We start from the raw sequence: 19,077 nt of genomic DNA, 5'->3' as shown, positions 1-19,077 counted from the left end.
CACCTAAATCACCGGTATTGCGTCTAAGGGAAGTTGACGGTAAGTCACCCCTACGGACAGCGCTCGGGGGCCGACGTCGTCATGGCGGAGGAGCTGCCCTGCTGGAAGCGGGGGTCTTCTCGCCCACGCGGTGGGGCTCGATGGTCCGGGAGCGACGGCCTCGCCGGGCGCGCCCTGCCGGTAGACGCCGTCGGGGTCGGAGTCCCGGTCGTGGGGAGGGGGAAGAACACCCGGCGCCGGTACAGACCGCTGTCCGGGCCGGCTTCGGCGGCGCCGAGTCCGATGTGGCCGATCATGCGTCCGTCGCGGGCGCAGCGTGGCTTGCTCTTGCGCCGTGGGGTCCTGTCCAGGGCCTGGCGGACGTAGTCGAGCTGTTCGCGGTCTTCGCTCAGCACTCTGGGAGAAGACACCGAATCCCCGCCGGCATCAGGCTGGATCCGGTATCCGGGATACCGGTCACGAACCATTCGAGCAGAGACGAGAGCGAGCGATGTCCGATTTGGCGAACGTGCTCAAGGACTTGGCGGCGGCAGGCGACGAGACCGACCGCATGGTGGCCGACCTCGACGACACCCAGTGGGCGCTGGACACTCCGGCCCCCGGCTGGACCGTCACCGACCAGATAGCCCACCTCGTCTTCGTCTATCGGCTCGCCGGTACGGCGGCGTCCGACCCGGAGGCGTTCCGGGTCATGACCGAGAAGGCCTCCGGCGATTTCGACGGTGCGGTCAACGCCGCACTGGCCGCCTACACCTCCGACACCCCGCAGGCGCTGCTCGCGCGCTGGCGCGCCGAGCGCGCGGCCACCATCGAGGCCCTCGCCGCCGTCCCGCCGGGACAGACGGTGCCCTGGCTGGTCAACCCGCTGCCGCCGGCCGTACTCGCCTGCGCGGGGCTCATGGAGACCTTCGCCCACGGTCAGGACATCGCCGACGCCATCGGCGTCCGCCGCGAACCGGCCCAGTGGCTGCGCCACGTGGCCGGATTCGCCGTGCTGACCCAGGCTTTCGGCTACCAGGCGCGCGGCCTCACTCCGCCCTCCGAGCCCTTTCGGTTCGAACTCACCTCCCCCACAGGGGAGTTGTGGGAGTACGGTCCTGCGGAGGCGACCCAGCGGATCACCGGCCCCGCCCATGACTTCTGTCTGCTCGTCACCCGGCGCCGCCACCGCGACGACCTCGCCCTCACCGCCACCGAGGGCGCGGCCGACCACTGGCTCGACATCGCCCAGGCCTACCGGGGCCCGGCCGGTGAGGGCCGCAGGCCCGGCCAGTTCTCCGGCACACCCCGGTGAGGGACGGGCGCCCGTGACCGCCCGGAACCATATCCACACCAGAAAGGGCCACGTGAAACCCTTCCACATCGAGATCCCCGAGGAAGACCTCGACGACCTGCGGCGGCGACTGGAACTGACCCGCTGGCCCGGGGCCTCCCTGGACGCCGGGTGGGCGCGCGGGGTGCCGCTTGACTACCTCAAGGGACTCGCCGAGTACTGGCGTACGGAGTACGACTGGCGGGCGGCCGAGGCCCGAATCAACCAGTACCGCCAGTTCCTCACGGAGATCGACGGCGCCCAGATCCACGTCCTGCACATCCGGTCCCCCGAGCCCGAGGCGCGGCCGCTGATCCTCACCCACGGCTGGCCCGGGTCGATCGTCGAGTTCCTCGACGTCGTCGAACCCCTCACCGACCCGGCACGGCACGGAGGGGACCCGGCCGACGCCTTCCACCTGGTCATCCCCTCGCTGCCGGGGCATGGGTTCTCGGGCCCCGTGACGGGACCGGGCTGGGACTACCCCAGGATCGCCAGGGTCTGGGACGAGCTGATGCGCAGGCTCGGTTACGACACCTACCTGTCCCAGGGAGGCGACCACGGGGCGTTCATCTCCCTCGAACTCGCCCGGCTGGCCCCCGAGCGCGTGGCCGGAATACACGTCAACATGCTCTTCACCGTCCCGTCGGGCGACCCCGGGGAGCTCGCGGAGCTCTCCCCGTCCGACTTCGAACGGCTCGACAAGATGGCCCGTTTCGACCAGGAACTCTCCGGCTACATGAAGCTGCAGGCCACCCGTCCCCAGACGGTGTCCTACGGCCTCACCGACTCCCCGGTCGGCCAGCTCGCCTGGATCGTCGAGAAGTTCATGGAGTGGACCGACTCGGACAAGGCCCCCGAGGACGCGGTGGACCGCGACACGCTGCTCACCAACGTCATGTTCTTCTGGCTGACGGCCACCGCAGGGTCCTCCGCGCATCTGTTCTACGAGGCGCGTGCGTACATGCAGGGCGTCTTCACGCCGGGAGTCCTGCCGGAGCCGGTGCCCGTACCCATGGGCGTCCTGGTCCTCCAGCCCGACTTCGCGCCGGTACGGAGCATCGCCGAGCGCCAGTATCCGGCCATCACCCACTGGACCGAGGTCGAGCGTGGCGGTCACTTCGCCTCGCTCGAGCAGCCGGCGGCCTTCGTGGCCGACGTACGGAAGTTCGCGCGCGGACTGCGCTGAGGACGCCGCCGCCTGCCCGGTCCGGAGCTGCTCCGGGCCGGGCAGGCGGCGTCCTCAGCGCAGTCCGCGCTCCGCCACGAACAGCCCCCGCCCCGACTGCACGTCCGGAAGGTACTCCGCCGTGCAGCCCGCGCCGGCGAGCGCGTCCAGATACTGCCCCTGGGTCCACAGGCCGAAGACATGGCTCTCGGTGAAATGTTCGATGCCGTGCGGGTCGGCGACCACGTAGTGGCTGTCCACCCGGGCCGACCCCGGGAACCGCCGGGTGTGCGAGACCCGCGACACGGTGCGCCCGTCGCCCCGGACCACATCGGCGGCGATGTGCCCGTCGAGGAACGTATCGGGGAAATACCAGGGCTCCACGATCAACACGCCTCCCGGCGCGAGATGCCGGACCATCTGCCGGAGCGCCGTCGCCAGGTCCCGCGGAGAGGGAAGGTAGGCGACCGCGGTGGAGAGCGAGATCACCACGTCGAAGGTGCGCCCCAGGCTGAAGTCGCGCATGTCCGCCACATGGAGAACCGTCCCGGGGAGCTTGTCCCGGGCGACCTCGACCATCGGCTCCGACAGGTCGATCCCCTCCACATGGCCGAACCTCCGGCAGAGCGTCAGCAGGTGCTCGCCGGTGCCGCAGCCCACATCGAGCAGCGAGGCCGCCGAGGGGTGGCGGGCCCGGACGATCTCGGTCACCAGCTCCGACTCGACCCGGAAGTCCTGGCCCCGGGCCTTGTACACCAGGTCGTAGATCAGGGCGAGTTGCTGGGCGAACAAGGTGATCCCTCTCCTGAGCGGTTCAACTGGTGTGCCCCGGCGCCACCGGATCGGCGGCCGCCGGCCGCGCCGGCGCCTTCGGCGGACGCCGCGTGGCATGGCGCAGGACCCGCAGGACGGTGGCCGGGCGCATCAGGGACTGCGGCGGATCGATGAGTCCGGCCACCCGCATCATGCCGTCGGCCAGCCGTTCGTCCTTGGTCGCCGCGTACTGCACCCGCGCCATGTACGCGTTGCCCATGTTCACCTTCAGCGTGCGGCGTCCCTCGACCCCGGGGAAGGCGAGATCACCGCCCGCCGAGACGTCCCAGGGGATGTCGATGGCGCGGGACACGTCCCGGTGGAACAGCCGGGGCGCCACGGGCCCGTCGAGCCGGAGCCGGTCGCGCAGCGCCATCGTCTCGATCGCGGCGACGCTCATGCCTTGGCCATAGACCGGATTGAAGCTGCACGAGGCATCGCCCATGACGAGCAGGCCGTCGGGGAAGCGGGACAGCCGCTCGTAACGCCGCCGCACGCTCGCCGGGAACCGGAAGGACACCGGATCGTCGAGCGGCTCGGCACCACGGACCGCGTCGTACACGTCCGGCACGGGCAGGGACCGTACGAACTCCAGGAACGCGTCGGGCTCGGTGGGCGGCTGGTCGCCCAGGATGCCGGTCAGCGACAGGATGCACCGGTCCGGGCCGACCTGGCCGAAGAACGCGCCGCGCGGGTGGTCGGGCGAGGCCACCGGGTTGATCGACTGGACTCCGTCGAACATCCCGGGCTCGGTCCTGTAGTGCCGGGTGGTGTACGCCAGGTCCACCTTGACCCGCTCCTCATCGGGCCGCCGGTACCCGAACTCCTCCAACCAGACCGGAGTGCGCGAGCCTCGGCCCGTGGCGTCGACCACCAGGTCCGCCTCCAGTTCCTCCTCGACGCCGCTCGCGGTCCGCAGGATGCGCACCCCGGTCACCCGGTCACGGGCCGGGGTCGCGTTCAGCCCGAGGATCTGGTGTTCCTCCCGGAACACCACGTTGGGCAGGGCCCCGACCCGCTCCCGTACACATCCCTCCAGATAGGGCCGGGGCGGCGTCAGCGACTTCAGCCCGGTTCTGGCCGGCCGCAGGCGGCGCGCGTTGAAGAACCACCGCATCTCCCCGAGGTCGCCGACCGGCACCCCGGCGGCGGCCAGGTCCTCGGTGAAGCCGGGGAAGAGCTCCTCCAGGATCAGCTGGCCGCGGGCGTGCAGGCCATGGGCGTGACGGGCGTGCGGGGTGCCACGGCGGGGCTCGTGGACGCCGACCACCTTGTCACGGTCGATCACCACCACGTCCGAGTAGAACTCGGCGAGCACCCGGGCGGCGAGGATCCCGGCCATGCTCCCGCCGAGCACCACGGCACGGTTCCTGGCGCGGCTGGTCATCGAGGGGCACCTCCTTCTGTTTCGCGTCTCGTGCTCAGACCCTCGCGTCCCTCGTTCACGGCTTGCATCTCCTGGATTGCGCACCGCATTCCAGGAGATGCCGAGCAGGGCGCGCGCGCACCACCATGGCGATGGATCTCGGACACCTCGAACACCCGTCACTTGGGAGGTACGTTGATACGGACCGGCTTGATCGGCCTGGTCACGGCAGCGCTGCTCGGCATCGGGGCGGCGCCCGCCGCCCCGGCGAACGGGGCGGACCAGAAGAGCGATCGCGTCACCGACGACCACGCGCGCACCGTCACCCTGATCACCGGTGACCGGGTGCGGGTGTCCGGGGCGGGGGAACCCAGGGCCGACGTCGAGCGGGCGGCAGGCCGCGAGGGAGTGCGGTTCAGCAGCTACCGGATCGACGGGCACCAGTACGTCGTACCGGAGGACGCCCGGCACCTGGTGCGGGAGGGCCGGGTCGACCGGCGGCTCTTCGACGTCACGGCGCTGGTGAAGGCCGAGCACGACGACCGGGCCACGGAACTGCCGCTGACCGTGGACGGCACCGAGCGCCGGGTGCCCACCGCGAAACTGGCGAGCTTCTGGAAGAGTTTGCGCGGCACCGACAGCACCGTCGGCGCGGCGGGCGGCGGCGGCTTCGAGGCCGACAGCAGCCCGTCCGCCCGGATGGGAGTCACCCGCGCGCTCACGGTGAGACACCTCGGCAGGGACGGCGCTCCCGCAGCCGACGCCGAGACGATGGTGATCGGCCTGAACGTACCCGTACGCGAATTCCTCCACGACGAGGACGGCACCGCGGACCTCCGCCTGCCCCCCGGCCGCTACATGCTGGTCTCCGACATCGTCGACCGGAACGCCGACTGGCACCGGATCGTCCGCCCCCTGCTCGATCTGACCCGGGACACCCGGATCACGGCCGACGCCCGCACCACCGAACCGGTGACGACGACCGTCGCCCGCAAGGGAGCGAGGCCGGCCGCGGTCGACGTCGGGATCGAACGCCGGTTCGGCGACAGCGTCTTCAGCGTCTCGCTGGGATCCACGACTTTCGGGCGGCTCTACACCGCCCAGCAAGGGCCCTCGGTCGCCGACGGGGAGATGACGTCGGGCCTCTCCTCGACCTGGGGCGTCCCCGGGCCGGCCGGCGACTTCAAGAACACCCCGTACAGCTACCACCTGCTCAACACCAAGCACGGCGGGTTCTTCACGGGCTTCGCGCGCACGGTCCATGACGCGGAGCTGGCCCGGGTGGACGCGGCGCACAACACCCAGACCGCCGAGCGGCGCGGTGTGAAGGGCTTCTTCGGCATGGCCCCGGGCTTCGCCGCGGTGTCCGGGACCATGCTCCCCTTCGATCTGCCCGCCAGGGTCACCCACTACCTGGACACCCGCGACACCCAGTGGTCCGGGGCGTTCGGCGAACAGATCACCGGAGCCGACGGGTTCCCCGTGTACGCGACGGCCATGGGATCCGACTACCGGGCGTACCGAGCCGGCGAACGCACCACGGAGCGATGGAACGCCGCCGTGTTCGCCCCCTTCCTCTTCCGTCCCGACCACGCGGGCCGCGACGGCGACAGGATGTGGGCGGGCGTCCCCCTCTTCACCGACCAGGACGACCACCGGGCGGGCTCGCTGACCGACAGCGCCTCGGTCAAGCTCTACCGCGACGGCAAGCTGGTCGGCGAGTCGGACGGCGGACAGCTCAACGCACAGGTGCCCCCGGGCAAGGCCGGGTTCCGCATCGAGAGCACCGCCGACCGGCGATCCCTGTTCCGGCTGTCGAACCAGGTGAAGTCGGTATGGACCTTCACGTCCGACACCACCGGCGAGGCGGCGCCGCTGCCGCTGTGGGTGGTCAGGTACTTCCCCCGGGTCGACCTGTACAACAACCCCGTGGGGGGAAAGAACATCGCACTGCCGCTGTCGGCCGAGCCGCACCCCGGAGCGGGCACCGGCCAGGTGAGCACGTTGCGCATCAGCGTCTCCACCGACCAGGGCGACTCCTGGCGGCAGGTGCCCGTGGTGCGTGACAAGGCGGGAAAGTCGCGGGCGATGGTGCCCCGCCCGAGCGGGGCGAAGAGCATTTCGCTGCGCGCCCAGCTCACCGACTCCCGGGGCAACACCCTGGAGCAGACCACCATGAACGCCCTCAGGACGGACCGGACCGCGCCGCCCGCGCCCCCCGCTCCGCCCACATCGCCCCGCGAGTGCATCAGCGCGCCGGAGACACCGCACAAGAGCTCCAGCGGATTCCGGATTCTCAGCTCGGCGCGCAACGCCTGCGGCACCCCGACCACCTTCTGGCTGATGCGCTACGACGCGGGCCGGTCGGAGTGGCACTCCGTCACCGAGAACGTCATCCCCGCGGGCGGCACCGCATCGGCCGAATGGCTCTGCAAGGGAAGCGGCACCCACACCTACCGGGCGGTCCAGTTCGACCCGAACATGATGTTCAACAAGCCGAGCCCGGTCGTCTCCATCACCTGCTGAGCCCATGAGCCACGAGCCTGCCCAGGGAGGCCCCTGATGCGCGTCCTGTTCACCGTCTGGCCCAACCCCTCGCACCTCTACCCCGTGGTACCCCTCGCCTGGGCGCTCAGAAGCGCGGGCCACGAGGTCTGTGTCGCGGCCCACCCGGAGATCTCCGAGACCATCGCGGCCACCGGCCTCACCGCCGTACCGCTCGGAAACCCGCACGACATGCCCGTTCCCGCAGGACCGGGAAGGGCCTACACCGACGAGCGCGCGAAGGTCGCACGCGTCACCGACGAGCTCGATCTCGACGCCGCCGACCGCGAGCTCTGGGACACCTTCAGCCAGTTCATGTTGCCGGCCATGTGGGACTTCCACCCCTACGACGCCCCTCCGGGGGAGCCGCGCCCGGCCATGGACGCCCTCGTCGCGTTCACCCGGAGCTGGCGTCCCGACCTGGTGTTGTGGGACCCGTGCTTCCCCGGAGCCGCAGTCGCGGCCCGCGACTGCGGCTCGGCGCACGCCCGCCTCATCACGGCGCCGGACTGGTGGGGTTGGTCGGTCGACAGACTCGCGGCACGGACGGCCGCGGGCGCCGCCCCCGGCGACGATCCGCTGACCCGCACCCTCGGCCCGGTCGCCGAGCGCTACGGCCAGCGCCTCGACGACGAACTGATACGCGGCCAGTGGACCGTCAGCACCCTGTCCGAGGCGATGAGCATCCCGGTGAGCACACCGACGGTCCGCGTCCGGTGGGTCCCGTTCTCCGGCCAGACCGTCATGCCCCACTGGCTCCACCCGGCGCCGGAGCGGCCCCGGGTGGGCCTGTCCCTGGGACTGTCCTGGCGCAAGTACCTGGAGGGCGGCTGGGACCACGTCCCCGAACTGCTCGACGCGGTGTCGACGCTCGACATCGAGGTCGTCGCCACCCTGAACGCCAAACAGCTCGCCGGGGTCACCCGGCTCCCCGACAACGTCCGCACCGTCGACTACCTGCCGCTGGACCAGCTCGTGCCGACGTGCTCCGCCCTCATCCACCACGGTGGCCTCGCCACCTACTCGGCGGCGGCGTCCCTGAACGTGCCGCAGCTCATCACCGACACCCCCGAAGCGGACGTCCAGGCGGTCCAGGGGGACGAAGGCATGGGCGCGACGAAGCATGCCGCGTCCCCCGTCTCCGTACGCCAGGTGCTCGCCCGGGGCGCCGGACTGGTCCTCGACATCGCCAGCCCGTCCTCGACGGCGATGCGCGCACAGATCAGCCGTGTCCTGGAGGAGCCGTCCTTCCGGGAGGGAGCGGCGCGGCTGCGCGAGGAACACCTGGCGATGCCGAGCCCGCACGACACCGTTCCCGTACTGGAGAATCTGACCGCCCAGAGGAGCAATAAATGATCAACGTGTCCCAGCCGAGCCTCGGCGAGGAGGAACTCGCAGCGGTCCGCGAGGTGTTCGACGGGAACTGGCTGGGATACGGGCCGCGGTGCGAGGAGTTCGAGAAGAGCTTCGCCCAGCACCTCGCACTGGACCCCCGGCACCTCGTGTTCATCAACTCCGCGACTTCCGGGCTGTTCCTCGCGGCGGAGCTGCTCGGACTCGGGCCGGGCGACGAGGTGGTCATGCCGTCGGCCGCCTTCGTCGCCAATGCCAACGCGGTCGCCGCCACCGGCGCCCGTCCGGTCTTCTGCGACGTCGACCCCCGCACGCTCAACCCCACTGCCGCCGACATCGAGCGCGTGCTGACCCCCCGTACCAAAGCGGTGATGGTGCTGCACTACGGCGGCCTGCCCGGCGACATCGCCGCGATCGCGGAGCTGTGCCGCGCCCGGGGCATACCACTGGTCGAGGACGCCGCCTGCTCCATCGCCTCCAGCGTCGACGGCCGGATGTGCGGGACGTTCGGGGACTTCACGGTGTGGAGCTTGGACTCCCGGAAGATCATCACCACCGGGGACGGCGGCATGATCTACGTACGGGATCCCGACCTCGCCCGGAAGGCCCACCGGCTGGCCTACCACGGACTGGCCGACCGCAGCGCCTTCACCACCGCGGCCCAGGGCGCCGACCGGTGGTGGGGGCTGGACGTGGAACACCTGGGGCGCCGCCTGATCGGCAATGACATGACGGCCGCCATCGGGCAGGTACAGTTGCGCCGCCTCGCGGGATTCGTCGCCCGGCGCTCGGCCCTCACCGAGGTGTACGACACCGGGCTCGCCGGACTCGACGGGGTGCGGCTGCCGCCCCGTCCGCCCGCGGGGCACCGCAGTACCCACTACTTCTACTGGGTCCAGTTCGCCGAGGACATCCGCGACCGGGTCGCCAAGACGCTGCTGGAGCGCGGCATCTACACGACCTTCCGCTACATGCCGCTGCACCACGCCCCGCTCTACCGCTACGGAGGGCCGCCCCCCGTCCTGCCGGGCACCGACGAGGCCTGGTCCACCACGCTGCTGCTGCCGCTGCACCAGGCGCTGCGGGAGGACGAGGTGCACACCGTCGTCAGGGAGTTCACCGCCGCCGTACGGGAGTGCCGGGCCGCCGGGGATCCGCCGGCTCAGGGCTGAGAGGGCAGGTCCCCGGCCACCGACCTCAGCTCGTCGAGGTCGGCCCGGCGGCCGTCCGCGTACGCGTCCCGGTAGGCCCTGTCGCCGAGGGCGCCACGGACCTTCGCTGTGATGCGCTCGACATCGCCCCGCTCCGCCGGCGCCGGCGGAGCGTTCGTCGCCTCCCCGGCCTCGGCCGCCGCACCCAGCAGCCGCGCGGCATCGCGGTGGCGGCCAAGCTGCGCGTGCACTCCGGCCAGTCCCACCAGCGCGATCACCACCCCCCGGGGGTCCCCCGCCAACTGCCGTGCGACGTCAAGGCCTTCCAGGTGCAGGGCCAGCGCGGCCCGGGTGTCGCCCCGCGCCTCCGCGATGAACCCCAGCTCGGGCAGGATCAGCGCCAGCGGCAGGGTGTTGCCCAGTCCCGACCGCTCCTGCGGCATCCAGTCGAGCACTCGCCGCAGATGTGTCTCGGCCATCTCCAGCTTTCCCGCCTTGCGGGCCGCGATCCCGAGCCCCATCTCCCCGAAGATCTCCCCCGGTTTGAAGCTGTGCTCCCTGGCGAGCCGGATCGCCCGCTCGTGAAGCTCCCTGGCCTGCTCGAACTCGCCGGTGAGCATCGCCACCCGGCCGAGCCAGGAGAGCCTGCTGGAAACCTCCGACCACAGGCCCAGCTCCTGCGCGGTGCGCAGCCCGGTCCAGTGCAGTTCGGTGGCCTCCTCGTAACGGCCGGCGATCTCGGCCAGGTTACCCAGGGAGTCCGTCGCCTGGAGGTACCCCCAGCGGTCGCCGATGTCCCGGAAGAGCGCCGCACTGCGTTCGCCGTCCCGTCGGAGCGAGGCCAGATCCCCGCGCACCATCGCGTGCTTGGCGCGGGTCCCCAGCGCCGCCGCCGTGCCCCACCGGTCGCCGAGCCCGTCGAAGGCGGCCAGCGCCGCGCCGACGAGTTCCTCACTGACCGATAGATCGCCGAAGTCGCACTCGATGAAGCCGAGGAACCAGCGCGCCCGCGCCCGGTCGGCGGGCTCGTCGTCCCCCCGGTCCAGCGCCTGTGCCGCCCGCCGCCTGGGTCCGTCGTCCGCCGCGTCCCCGGACAGCACCGTGAAACCGGCCTGCCAGGCCAAGGCCACCGCGCGGACGGCGCCCGGCACGGGCTCCGTCTCCCCGCCGTCCGGGGCCGTCGCGTCCAGGGCCGCGCCGAGCTGTCGCATGCCCTCGCGGAGCCGCCCGCGCAGGAACCAGTACCAGGCCAGTGAACTCGCGAACCGCAGGGCCGCGTCCCTGGCGCCCGCCCGGTTCTCGGCCGCGTCCCGGATCACGCCGGTGAGCGCGCTGCGCAGGTTTCCGCGCTCCGTGTCGAGGAGGTCCAGCCACCCCTGCTGGTCCGCGGTGTACAGGTGCGGCCCGGCCCGTTCGGCGAGCTCCCGGTAGTAGCGCCGGTGACGCCGCACCGGCTCGGTGTCCCCGGCCTCCCGCAGTTTCTCGCGGCAGTACTCGGCGACGGACTCCAGCAGCCGGTAGCGGTGGCCGCCCGCACGCTCCACGGCCACCACCAGGGAGCGGTCCACCAGCCGCGCCAGCAGGTCCAGCACGTCCCGGGCCGCCACGTCCTCGCCGCCGCACACGGCCTCGGCCGCCTCCAGCGTGCAGCCGTCCACCTGGACGGCCAGCCTGCGCAGCACGATGCGCTCGGGCTCGGTCAGCAGCTCCCAGCTCCAGTCGATCACCGCGCGGAGCGTCTGCTGACGCGGGGCGGCCCCCCGGCACCCGGCGGCCAGCAGCCGGAATCGGTCGTCGAGCCGGGCGAGCAGGCCCCCTACGCCCAGAGCACGGATCCGGGTGGCGGCGAGCTCCAGGGCGAGCGGGATGCCGTCGAGTCTGCGACAGACCGTGGAGACCGCGCGGGCGTTGTCCGCGGTCAGCGAGAATCCGGGCACGATGTCGCGGGCGCGGGCCACGAAGAGCTGTACGGCGCTGGACCGCTCCAGCGCCTCCGGGCGTGCGTCGTCCGCGGGGTCGGGCAGCTCCAGCGGGGGCACGGGCCATCGGGCCTCGCCCGCGAGCTGGAGCGGCTCCCGGCTCGTCGCCAGGATCCGCAGGCCGGGCGCGGCCAGCAGCAGGGTCTCGGTCAGCGCCGCGGTGGCCTCGATCAGGTGCTCGCAGTTGTCGAGGACCAGCAGGACCTGCTTCGTCCGCAGATAGTCCGCGAGCTGCCCGGCCGGTGTCCTGCCTCCCCCGGCGGCCCCGGGGTCCGCAGCGGCGGCCTCGTGCACCCCCAGTACCGCCATCACCGCCTGGGCCACCGCCTCGGTCGCCGGCTCCGCCTGCTCAGGGACGCCGGAGCGCGCCAGCGGGGCCAGTTCCACCAGCCACACCCCGTCGGGGAACGTGCCGACGGACCGGCTCGCGGTCTCCAGGGCGAGCCGGGTCTTGCCCACTCCGCCGGGCCCGATGAGCGAGACCAGACGGCCCGCCCCGAGAAGGGCGCGTACCTCGGCGACGGCCGTGTCCCGGCCGATCAGCACGGTGATCGGGGAGGGCAGGTTGCTGCCCGCATGCGTCACCGGGGCGCTGCCGGGGCCGGAACCGGGCATCGGGGTGAGCGCCGGGTCCTGCCGCAGGATCGCCCCGTGCAGACCGACCAGCTCGGCGCCCGGGTCGAGCCCCATCTCCTCGACGAGCAGCCGCTGCAGTTCCTCGTACGTCGCCAGCGCCTCGGCCTGCTGCCCCGATCGGTAGAGGGCGAGCATGTACGAGGCCCGCAGCCTCTCCCGGAGCGGATACCGGCCCACCAGTTCACCGAGCTCCCCGGTCAGGGCCTGGTGCTCGGCCAGCGCCAGCCGGGCCTCGGCCTGGTCCTCGCAGGCCGACAGGCGCTGTTCGCTCAGACGGGTGATCGCAGGCTGGAGGAAGGGCTGATCGTCGAAGTCGGCGAACGCCGCCCCCCGCCACAGCCCGAGCGCCTCGGTCAGCAGGGCCGCGCGTCCCCGCGGCTCCGGAGCCGTCCGGGCCCGTTCGACCAGCGTCTCGAACCGGCTGGCGTCCACCGCGTCGCCGGGGGCCTCCAGCGCGTATCCGGTCGCGAGCGACACCAGCAGGTTCTTGCCGCCGGGCTCGGCCTCTTCCAGCACCCGGCGCAACCGGGAGATCTTGATCTGCAGCGCGCCCACCGGGTTGGCCGGAGGGGCGTCGCCCCACAGATCGTGCACCAGCCGGTCGGTGGAAACGGGGCGCCCGCCGTGGGCCAGCAGATCGGCCAGCAGAGCACGGATCTTCTGCTCGGGAATCCTGACCGGACGATGGTCCTCGGTCAGTACCGAGAGCGGGCCCAACACACCGAAACGCATGCGCAACGGTATCGCGTGCCGTCCGACAGGGGAGCGAATGCCGTCCGACAGTGCTCCGAAAGCGCTGCTGGGCAGAGTGGGAGGGGCATCGGGCAGCCGCGAATTCCCCCGGCGTCTGCCCGGTGCCTCCACAAACTGCCGGGCCCCCGCTCGGTCCCCTGACGGAGTAGACGGAAGGTTCAGTGATGGATACGAACACGACCAGCGAGGCTCCCGCGAGGGCGGGGCGGCGGGAGTGGATCGGCCTGGGCGTTCTGGCCCTGCCCACGCTCCTGCTGTCCCTGGACGTCAGCGTGCTGAACCTGGCCCTCCCCCACCTGAGCGCGGACCTGGGCGCCAGCGCCACCCAGCAGCTCTGGATCATGGACATCTACGGCTTCATGATCGCCGGGTTCCTGATCACCTGGGGCAACCTCGGCGACCGCATCGGGCGGCGCAAGCTGCTGCTGTTCGGCGCCGCGGCCTTCGGCGTCGCATCGGCCCTCGCCGCCTACGCCGACAGCCCCAACACCCTGATCGCCGCCCGCGCGGTCCTCGGCATCTCGGGGGCGACGCTGATGCCGTCCCTGCTGGCGTTGATCGGCAACATGTTCCACGACCCCAAGCAGCGGGGCACGGCCATCGGCGTCTGGATGAGCTGCTTCATGGGCGGCATGGCGCTCGGCCCGGTCGCCGGTGGCGCGCTGCTCGACCGCTTCTGGTGGGGTTCGGTGTTCCTGCTGGGCGTGCCGGTCATGGTGCTGCTGCTGATCCTCGGCCCGCTGCTGCTGCCCGAGCACCGCGACCCGACGGCGGGCAGGACCGACCTGCCGAGCGTCGTGCTCTCCCTCGCCACGATCCTGCCGGTCATCTACGCGGCCAAGAAGCTGGCCACCGACGGATTCGCGGCGACGATGCTGCTGCCCCTCCTCGCCGGTGTCGTCATCGGCGTCGTGTTCGTCCAGCGGCAGCGCAAGCTGGCCAGCCCGCTGCTGGACCTGCGGCTGTTCCGGAACCGCACGCTCAGCTCCGCCCTCGGCGTCGCCCTGCTGTGCTCCGCCACCATGGGCGGCGTGACGCTGCTCGTCTCCCTGTACCTCCAGCAGGTGGCGGGGCTCTCCCCGCTGGAGGCGGGGCTGTGGCTGGTGCCGTCCTTCGCCCTGGCGATCGTCGGCAACCTGGCCGCGCCCAACCTGGCGCGCCGCATCCGGCCGGCCTACGCCATCGCCATCGGCCTGCTGGTGACGGCGGTCGGCCTGCTGCTGATCACCCAGGTCGACGACAAGGGCGGCATCGCCCTGGTGGTGACCGGATACGCCATCGCGTTCGCGGGCACCAGCCCGATGGGCGTGCTGAGCACCGAACTGGTCGTGGGCTCCGCACCTCCCGAGAAGACCGGCTCGGCCGCGGCGATGTCGGAGACGAACGGCGAGTTCGGCATCGCGATGGGCATCGCCGTCCTGGGCAGCGTCGGCGCGGCCGTCTACCGAGGCCGGATGGACGACAACATGCCCGCCGACGTTCCGGCGGGCACCGCCGACACCGCGCGCGACAGCCTCTCGGGCGCTTCGCAGGCCGCCGCCGATCTCCCCGGGGCCGTGGGGGAAGACCTGCTGTCCGTCGCCCGTGAGGCTTTCACCGGCGGGCTGCACATCGTCGCCGTCTCGGCCGCCGTCGCCATGGTCGCCTTCGCCGTGCTCTCCGTCGTGGTGCTGCGGCACGTACGCCCCAGCGCGGAGAGTGAACAGCAGCCCGACGGCACGGCCGACGAGACGGCCGGCAAGTCGGAGCCCAGCACGGTCGGAAGTGCCACTACGCAATCCTGAAGATGTGCGGGTGCGGGCCCCGTTGCCATGCTCGAAGCGCTTCATCCGGATCTCTTCACCCGAGAAAGAGGACACGGTGCTGACGGCTCAGACGACGACACGAGAACAACTGGTCCGCAACGCGACGGAGTCGGCCTCCACGCTGCGCGAGCACGCCGACTGGTCGGAGGAGAACCGGCGAATCCATGACAAGTCCATCCAGGTCCTGACCGACGCCGGCCTCTTCCGCATGCGGGCGCCCGCTCAGTACGGCGGTCACCAGTCCGACACCCGCACCCTGTACGAGGTGGCGGTGGAGCTCGGCCGGGCCGACGGCTCCGCCGCCTGGACGGCGTCCGTGTACTGGATCCCGACCTGGATGGCGGGGCTGTTCCCCGACGGGGCGCAGGCGGAGGTCTTCTCCACCCCCGACGTACGGATCTGCGGGACCCTGAGCCCGACGGCGACGGCCGCCCCGGCGGACGGCGGCATCGTGGTCGACGGGCGGTGGGGGTTCATCACCGGGGCCCTGCACGCCCACTGGCAGCTCATCGTCGCGGTCCTGATCCGTGCGGACAGCGAGCCCATGCCCGTCATGGCGCTCGTGCCGATGGAGGACCTGACCGTCATCGACGACTGGTACACGGCGGGGCTGAAGGGCACGGGCAGCGTCACCACGGTCGCCGAGGGGGTGTTCGTCCCGGAGGAGCGGGTGCTGCCGCTGGGCGCGGTGTTCCAGGGCCAGTCCGCCTCCCAGGCCAACGCGGGCCAGTCGATCTACCGGGCCCCGCTGCTGCCGGTCGCCGCCGCTTCGTCGGTGGGCCCCGTCGTCGGGATGGCCAAGGGCGCCATGGACGCGTTCCTCCAGCGGCTGCCCGAGCGGAAGATCACCTACACCTCCTACGAGCGGCAGAGCGATGCCGCGCTGACGCACCTCCAGGTCGCGGACGCGGCGATCAGGATCGACGAGGCGGAGTTCCACGCCCACCGCCTCACCGCTCAGGTGGACGCCAAGGCGGCCGAGGGGGCCGAGTGGACGCTGCTGGAACGGGCCAGGGCACGCGCCGACATGGGCGCGGTGTGCCGACTGGCGAAGGAGGCCGTGGACATCCTCAACACGGCCAGCGGGGCCTCGTCGATCCGCCGGGACGTCCCGATCCAGCGGTTCCAGCGCGACGTTCAGGCGGTCAACCTCCACGCCCTGATGCATCCGAACACCAACGCCGAGCTCTACGGGCGGGTTCTCTGCGGCCTGGAACCCAACACCCTCTACTTGTGAGCCGGCCTCTTCCGGCCCGGCCTCGGACGACGCCGCGAACCTGATCGTCCGTACAGGAACTCCGGGGTGTGACCACCGCGCCCGGCCCACCGGCCTCCACGCCGGCGGGCCGGGCGCGGCCATGTGTCCGCCGGCTCGAACGGCTCGTCCTCGCGCACGGCGGCCGGGCAGCCGGAAGGCGGCGGGCAGACATCTCCCCGCCGCCGCGCCGCGTCACCGGATCCCGGTCACCGAGCCCGATGCTTGGCCTCCTTCCACCAGTCGGTGTGCCCGTGGTACCGGAGATTGGTGATGAACAGCGGGATTGAGCTTCTCCGGATGCTGGTCAGGGCCGTAGTCGTCGGTGCAGCGGGTGAGGGAGACATCCAGGCCGAAGGACCGGTGGTACGAGCGGGCCAGCAGGTCGGAGGCGGCCTTGGACGCCGCGTAGGGGAGTTGGGCAGCAGCGGGGACTCGATGGATCCCGCGCCACCCGTCACCAGCAGCCTCATCCTCTTACCCCTTTCGCGGCGGGCCGGGACACTGCCGCAGGGAGCGGCAGGCCCGCGGTCATGACGGCGAAGGGGCCGAACAGCGCGCCCCGCGCCCGGGCAAGGCCCTCCAGCGTGGTGTCGTCCAGCACGATCGCGTCGGCCAGATCGACCGTGTGCAGCCGGGAGTTCACGCCGACGGCGGTGAAGGGACCGATGCGGCTGTCCTCGACCAGGGCGCCCGCACCGATGACCGCCGGCCCTTCGATGAGGGACCGCACGACGCGGGCGCCGGGACCGACCCTCACCTGACCGCGCAGCACACTGGCTTTGTCCGCGCTCCCCTCCATGCCGCCGCGCAGGTCCCCGAGGATCCGGCGGTTGGCCTCCAGGAGGTCTTCGGCGCGGCCGGTGTCCTTCCAGTACCCGTGGTACTCGCTGCAGCCGATCTCCGAGCCGTGGCTCAGCATCCACTGGATTGCATCGGTGATCTCCAGCTCGCCACGCGGGCTCGGCCCGATGGAGGCGACGGCCCGGTGCACGGCGGGGGTGAAGAAGTACACGCCGATCAGCGCGAGATCGCTGCGTGGTCGCCGGGGCTTCTCGACCAGCTTCCGCACCCGGCCCCTGGCATCGAGTTCCACCACGCCGAAGTCCCGCGGATCGTCGACCCTGTGCACGACTACATGAGCCGCGGGCCGCTCCCGCCGGAACTCCGACGCGATCCGGTCGACCCCGTCCGGCAGCAGATTGTCACCGAGGAACATCGCGAAGTCGTCGTCGCCCAGGAAGCGGCGGGCGAGCGTCACACAGTGCGCCAGACCGTAGGGTCGGTCCTGTCGCAGATAGGTGATGGCGGCGCCGAACCGGGAACCGTCGCCGATGGCCCGGCGGATTTCGGGCTCCCGATCGCCCACCACCATCCCGATGTCGGTGATGCCGAGGCTCCGTATATTCTCCAGAACGTATTCGAGAACCGGCTTGTTCGCGACCGGCACAAGCTGTTTTGGCATGAAATTGCTCAAGGGTCGTAATCGGGATCCCGATCCGCCAGCCAAAACCAGAGCCTTCATGGAGACGATCTCCTCCCTCTATTTCACCATGGTCGCGAGAGGGGAGAGAAATCCGCATCTCCGAGAATGCGGCACGATCCCCGCAGGACCGGATTCCGCACGCCGTTCCGCCCTACACGATGTGCACGCCCGGCACGTACAGGATCCACTTGCCGCCCTGCTCCGCGAACTGCCGCTCCTTCGCCATGATCTCCTTCTCGTGGTTCCAGGCGAAGAGCACCGCGTACTCCGGATACGGGTCGGCGAACACCTCGGGCGGACGCACCGGAATGTGCGAACCAGGAGTCACCAGGTGCTGTTTGACCTGCGTCGAATCGCAGATGTACGGGATGAGGTCCGGGCCGATGCCGCAGTGGTTGAGGATCGTGGCGCTCTTCGAGGTCGCGCCGTACCCGGCGATGCTGCGCCCGTCGGCGCGCAGCTCGCGCAGGAGCCCCACCAAGTCCTGGCAGACGTGCTCCGCGGTGTCGGCGAACCGGCGCAGCGTCGCGATGTCGCCCAGACCCTGCCGCTCCTCGTCGGCCAGCAGCTCCTGGACGGACGCCCGCACCTCGCGGGTGCCGGGCCGGGCCAGGGTGTACCGCAGGGAGCCGCCGTGCACCGGCAGCCGCACCGCGTCCACCAGCTCGAAACCGAAGCGGTCGGCGGTGGCCCGCATCGAGCGCGCGCTGAGCAGGTAGTAGTGCTCGTCATAGATCTGGTCGAACGCGGTGCGCTCGACGATGTCCCCCAGATAGCGGTCCTCGAAGACGAGCACCCCGTCGGGGGCGAGCAGCACGTCGACGCCCTTCAGCACGGAGTCGAAGTAGGCGAGGTGGCTGATCGTGTTGGCGGAGAAGATCAGGTCGGCGGGCCCCTTCTCGAAGCGGATGGCGGCCGCGGACGCCTCGTCGAAGAAATCGACCCTCACCTCGCTCCCCCGCTCCCGGGCGACCTCGGCCGCCCCCGCCGACGGGTCGACCCCGAGGTGCCGCACTCCCTGCCTGCGGAGGGTCTCCAGCATGACACCGTCGTTGCAGCCGATTTCCACGACAAAGGGTGTACGGCTGCCGAGCTGCCCGTCCAGAAACTCCAGGGCGGTCCGCTCGAAATGTTCTCGAATGAGCCGCGACTCGGACGAGCGATAGGGGTATCCGGAATGGAACATGACGTCCCGGGGGACCTCGTTCAACTGCTGGACCATGGTGCAGGTGGAGCACTGCCCCATCGCGAGGTCGTAGAACACCTCACCGGTCAGGTCGGCGGGATCCACGAAGGCGTTGGAGACGGGTTGGCGTCCGAAGTCGATGAACTTCTGCAGGTTGCCGCCACAGACTCGGCAGCCCATTATTTTCGCGAATTCGCTCTCAGCGGCCATCATGGAAGAAACATAGAACTCCCGCTCATATCCCGTCATCTTCCGCTGTGCTCTCCCGGC

Annotated in this window: 13 protein-coding genes and 2 pseudogenes; 7 read left to right on the top strand and 8 right to left on the bottom strand. The window is 71.2% G+C overall.

What is annotated here, in order from left to right; genetic code table 11:
* Window positions 1–3 precede the first annotated feature (3 nt).
* A pseudogene (locus AMK22_RS42525) lies at window positions 4–177 on the bottom strand (hypothetical protein); the annotation flags it as partial.
* Window positions 135–467 (bottom strand): annotated as a pseudogene (locus AMK22_RS41555) (DUF6009 family protein); the annotation flags it as partial. The pseudogenes AMK22_RS42525 and AMK22_RS41555, both read right to left, overlap by 43 nt.
* 23 nt (window positions 468–490) lie before the next feature.
* Between AMK22_RS41555 and AMK22_RS34045 the strand changes: the two are divergent.
* The gene (locus tag AMK22_RS34045; RefSeq protein WP_073791309.1) at window positions 491–1,294 is read left to right on the top strand and encodes a TIGR03084 family metal-binding protein; all 804 of its coding nucleotides are present in this window, start codon (window positions 491–493) and stop codon (window positions 1,292–1,294) included.
* A 52-nt stretch (window positions 1,295–1,346) separates the two neighbouring features.
* Window positions 1,347–2,501: an epoxide hydrolase family protein gene (locus tag AMK22_RS34040; RefSeq protein ID WP_073791307.1), complete on the top strand. Its 1,155-nt coding sequence runs from the start codon at window positions 1,347–1,349 to the stop codon at window positions 2,499–2,501.
* Between the two features lie 54 nt (window positions 2,502–2,555).
* Here AMK22_RS34040 and AMK22_RS34035 read toward each other — a convergent pair whose 3' ends face one another.
* Both AMK22_RS34035 and AMK22_RS34030 read right to left on the bottom strand, forming a co-directional pair.
* Window positions 2,556–3,272: a class I SAM-dependent methyltransferase gene (locus tag AMK22_RS34035; protein ID WP_073791306.1), complete on the bottom strand. Its 717-nt coding sequence runs from the start codon at window positions 3,270–3,272 to the stop codon at window positions 2,556–2,558.
* A 22-nt stretch (window positions 3,273–3,294) separates the two neighbouring features.
* Entirely contained in the window at window positions 3,295–4,680 is a 1,386-nt protein-coding gene (locus AMK22_RS34030) for an FAD-dependent oxidoreductase (RefSeq protein ID WP_073791305.1), read from the bottom strand.
* A gap of 174 nt (window positions 4,681–4,854) precedes the next feature.
* On the opposite strand from AMK22_RS34030, the gene AMK22_RS41550 reads away from it, so the two are divergent.
* From AMK22_RS41550 to AMK22_RS34015, 3 genes are read left to right on the top strand one after another with little or no spacing between them, the layout of a single operon-like run.
* Window positions 4,855–7,185 (top strand): peptidase S8, encoded by a 2,331-nt coding sequence (locus AMK22_RS41550; RefSeq protein ID WP_242434280.1) that lies wholly within the window; start codon window positions 4,855–4,857, stop codon window positions 7,183–7,185.
* A 36-nt stretch (window positions 7,186–7,221) separates the two neighbouring features.
* Window positions 7,222–8,559 carry a nucleotide disphospho-sugar-binding domain-containing protein gene (locus AMK22_RS34020; protein WP_073791304.1) on the top strand — a complete coding sequence of 446 codons (1,338 nt, stop codon included), beginning with the start codon at window positions 7,222–7,224 and terminating at the stop codon, window positions 8,557–8,559.
* Entirely contained in the window at window positions 8,556–9,728 is a 1,173-nt protein-coding gene (locus tag AMK22_RS34015; RefSeq protein ID WP_073791303.1) for a DegT/DnrJ/EryC1/StrS family aminotransferase, read from the top strand. Before AMK22_RS34020 ends, AMK22_RS34015 begins: the two co-directional genes overlap by 4 nt.
* Here the strand turns inward: AMK22_RS34015 and AMK22_RS34010 are convergent.
* Window positions 9,719–13,054, bottom strand: a complete 3,336-nt coding sequence (locus tag AMK22_RS34010; protein WP_073791302.1) for a BTAD domain-containing putative transcriptional regulator — start codon at window positions 13,052–13,054, stop codon at window positions 9,719–9,721. The genes AMK22_RS34015 and AMK22_RS34010 overlap by 10 nt on opposite strands.
* Window positions 13,055–13,239: 185 nt before the next feature.
* Here AMK22_RS34010 and AMK22_RS34005 point away from each other — a divergent pair, with 185 nt between their 5' ends.
* Both AMK22_RS34005 and AMK22_RS34000 read left to right on the top strand, forming a co-directional pair.
* Entirely contained in the window at window positions 13,240–14,859 is a 1,620-nt protein-coding gene (locus AMK22_RS34005) for an MFS transporter (RefSeq protein ID WP_073791301.1), read from the top strand.
* Window positions 14,860–14,935: 76 nt separating this feature from the next.
* Window positions 14,936–16,117: an acyl-CoA dehydrogenase family protein gene (locus AMK22_RS34000; protein ID WP_073791300.1), complete on the top strand. Its 1,182-nt coding sequence runs from the start codon at window positions 14,936–14,938 to the stop codon at window positions 16,115–16,117.
* Between the two features lie 213 nt (window positions 16,118–16,330).
* Here the strand turns inward: AMK22_RS34000 and AMK22_RS42520 are convergent, their stop codons facing one another.
* The 3 genes from AMK22_RS42520 to AMK22_RS33985 all read right to left on the bottom strand — a co-directional run bounded on the left by AMK22_RS42520 (window position 16,331) and on the right by AMK22_RS33985 (window position 19,020).
* Window positions 16,331–16,516, bottom strand: coding sequence for a hypothetical protein (locus tag AMK22_RS42520; RefSeq protein WP_443333338.1), 186 nt, complete (start codon window positions 16,514–16,516; stop codon window positions 16,331–16,333).
* Window positions 16,517–16,604: 88 nt separating this feature from the next.
* The gene (locus AMK22_RS33990) at window positions 16,605–17,660 is read right to left on the bottom strand and encodes a glucose-1-phosphate thymidylyltransferase (RefSeq protein ID WP_073791299.1); all 1,056 of its coding nucleotides are present in this window, start codon (window positions 17,658–17,660) and stop codon (window positions 16,605–16,607) included.
* Window positions 17,661–17,772: 112 nt separating this feature from the next.
* Complete coding sequence (locus AMK22_RS33985; RefSeq protein WP_107430705.1) at window positions 17,773–19,020, bottom strand: class I SAM-dependent methyltransferase; 1,248 nt, start codon at window positions 19,018–19,020, stop codon at window positions 17,773–17,775.
* Between the last annotated feature and the right edge of the window lie 57 nt (window positions 19,021–19,077).

Source organism: Streptomyces sp. CB01580, from assembly GCF_001905795.1.
GTDB lineage: Bacteria > Actinomycetota > Actinomycetes > Streptomycetales > Streptomycetaceae > Streptomyces.
Note: the sequence above shows the minus strand (reverse complement) of the source record. Positions and strands in the feature narration are given on the sequence as shown.

What these genes read in the sequence shown, in the direction of transcription:
- AMK22_RS33990 (WP_073791299.1), bottom strand. Translation starts at nt 17,660, where the DNA reads ATGAAGGCTCTGGTTTTGGCTGGCGGATCGGGATCCCGATTACGACCC.
- AMK22_RS33985 (WP_107430705.1), bottom strand. Translation starts at nt 19,020, where the DNA reads ATGATGGCCGCTGAGAGCGAATTCGCGAAAATAATGGGCTGCCGAGTC.
- AMK22_RS34030 (WP_073791305.1), bottom strand. Translation starts at nt 4,680, where the DNA reads ATGACCAGCCGCGCCAGGAACCGTGCCGTGGTGCTCGGCGGGAGCATG.
- AMK22_RS34010 (WP_073791302.1), bottom strand. Translation starts at nt 13,054, where the DNA reads ATGCGTTTCGGTGTGTTGGGCCCGCTCTCGGTACTGACCGAGGACCAT.
- AMK22_RS34045 (WP_073791309.1), top strand. Translation starts at nt 491, where the DNA reads ATGTCCGATTTGGCGAACGTGCTCAAGGACTTGGCGGCGGCAGGCGAC.
- AMK22_RS34020 (WP_073791304.1), top strand. Translation starts at nt 7,222, where the DNA reads ATGCGCGTCCTGTTCACCGTCTGGCCCAACCCCTCGCACCTCTACCCC.
- AMK22_RS34015 (WP_073791303.1), top strand. Translation starts at nt 8,556, where the DNA reads ATGATCAACGTGTCCCAGCCGAGCCTCGGCGAGGAGGAACTCGCAGCG.
- AMK22_RS34005 (WP_073791301.1), top strand. Translation starts at nt 13,240, where the DNA reads ATGGATACGAACACGACCAGCGAGGCTCCCGCGAGGGCGGGGCGGCGG.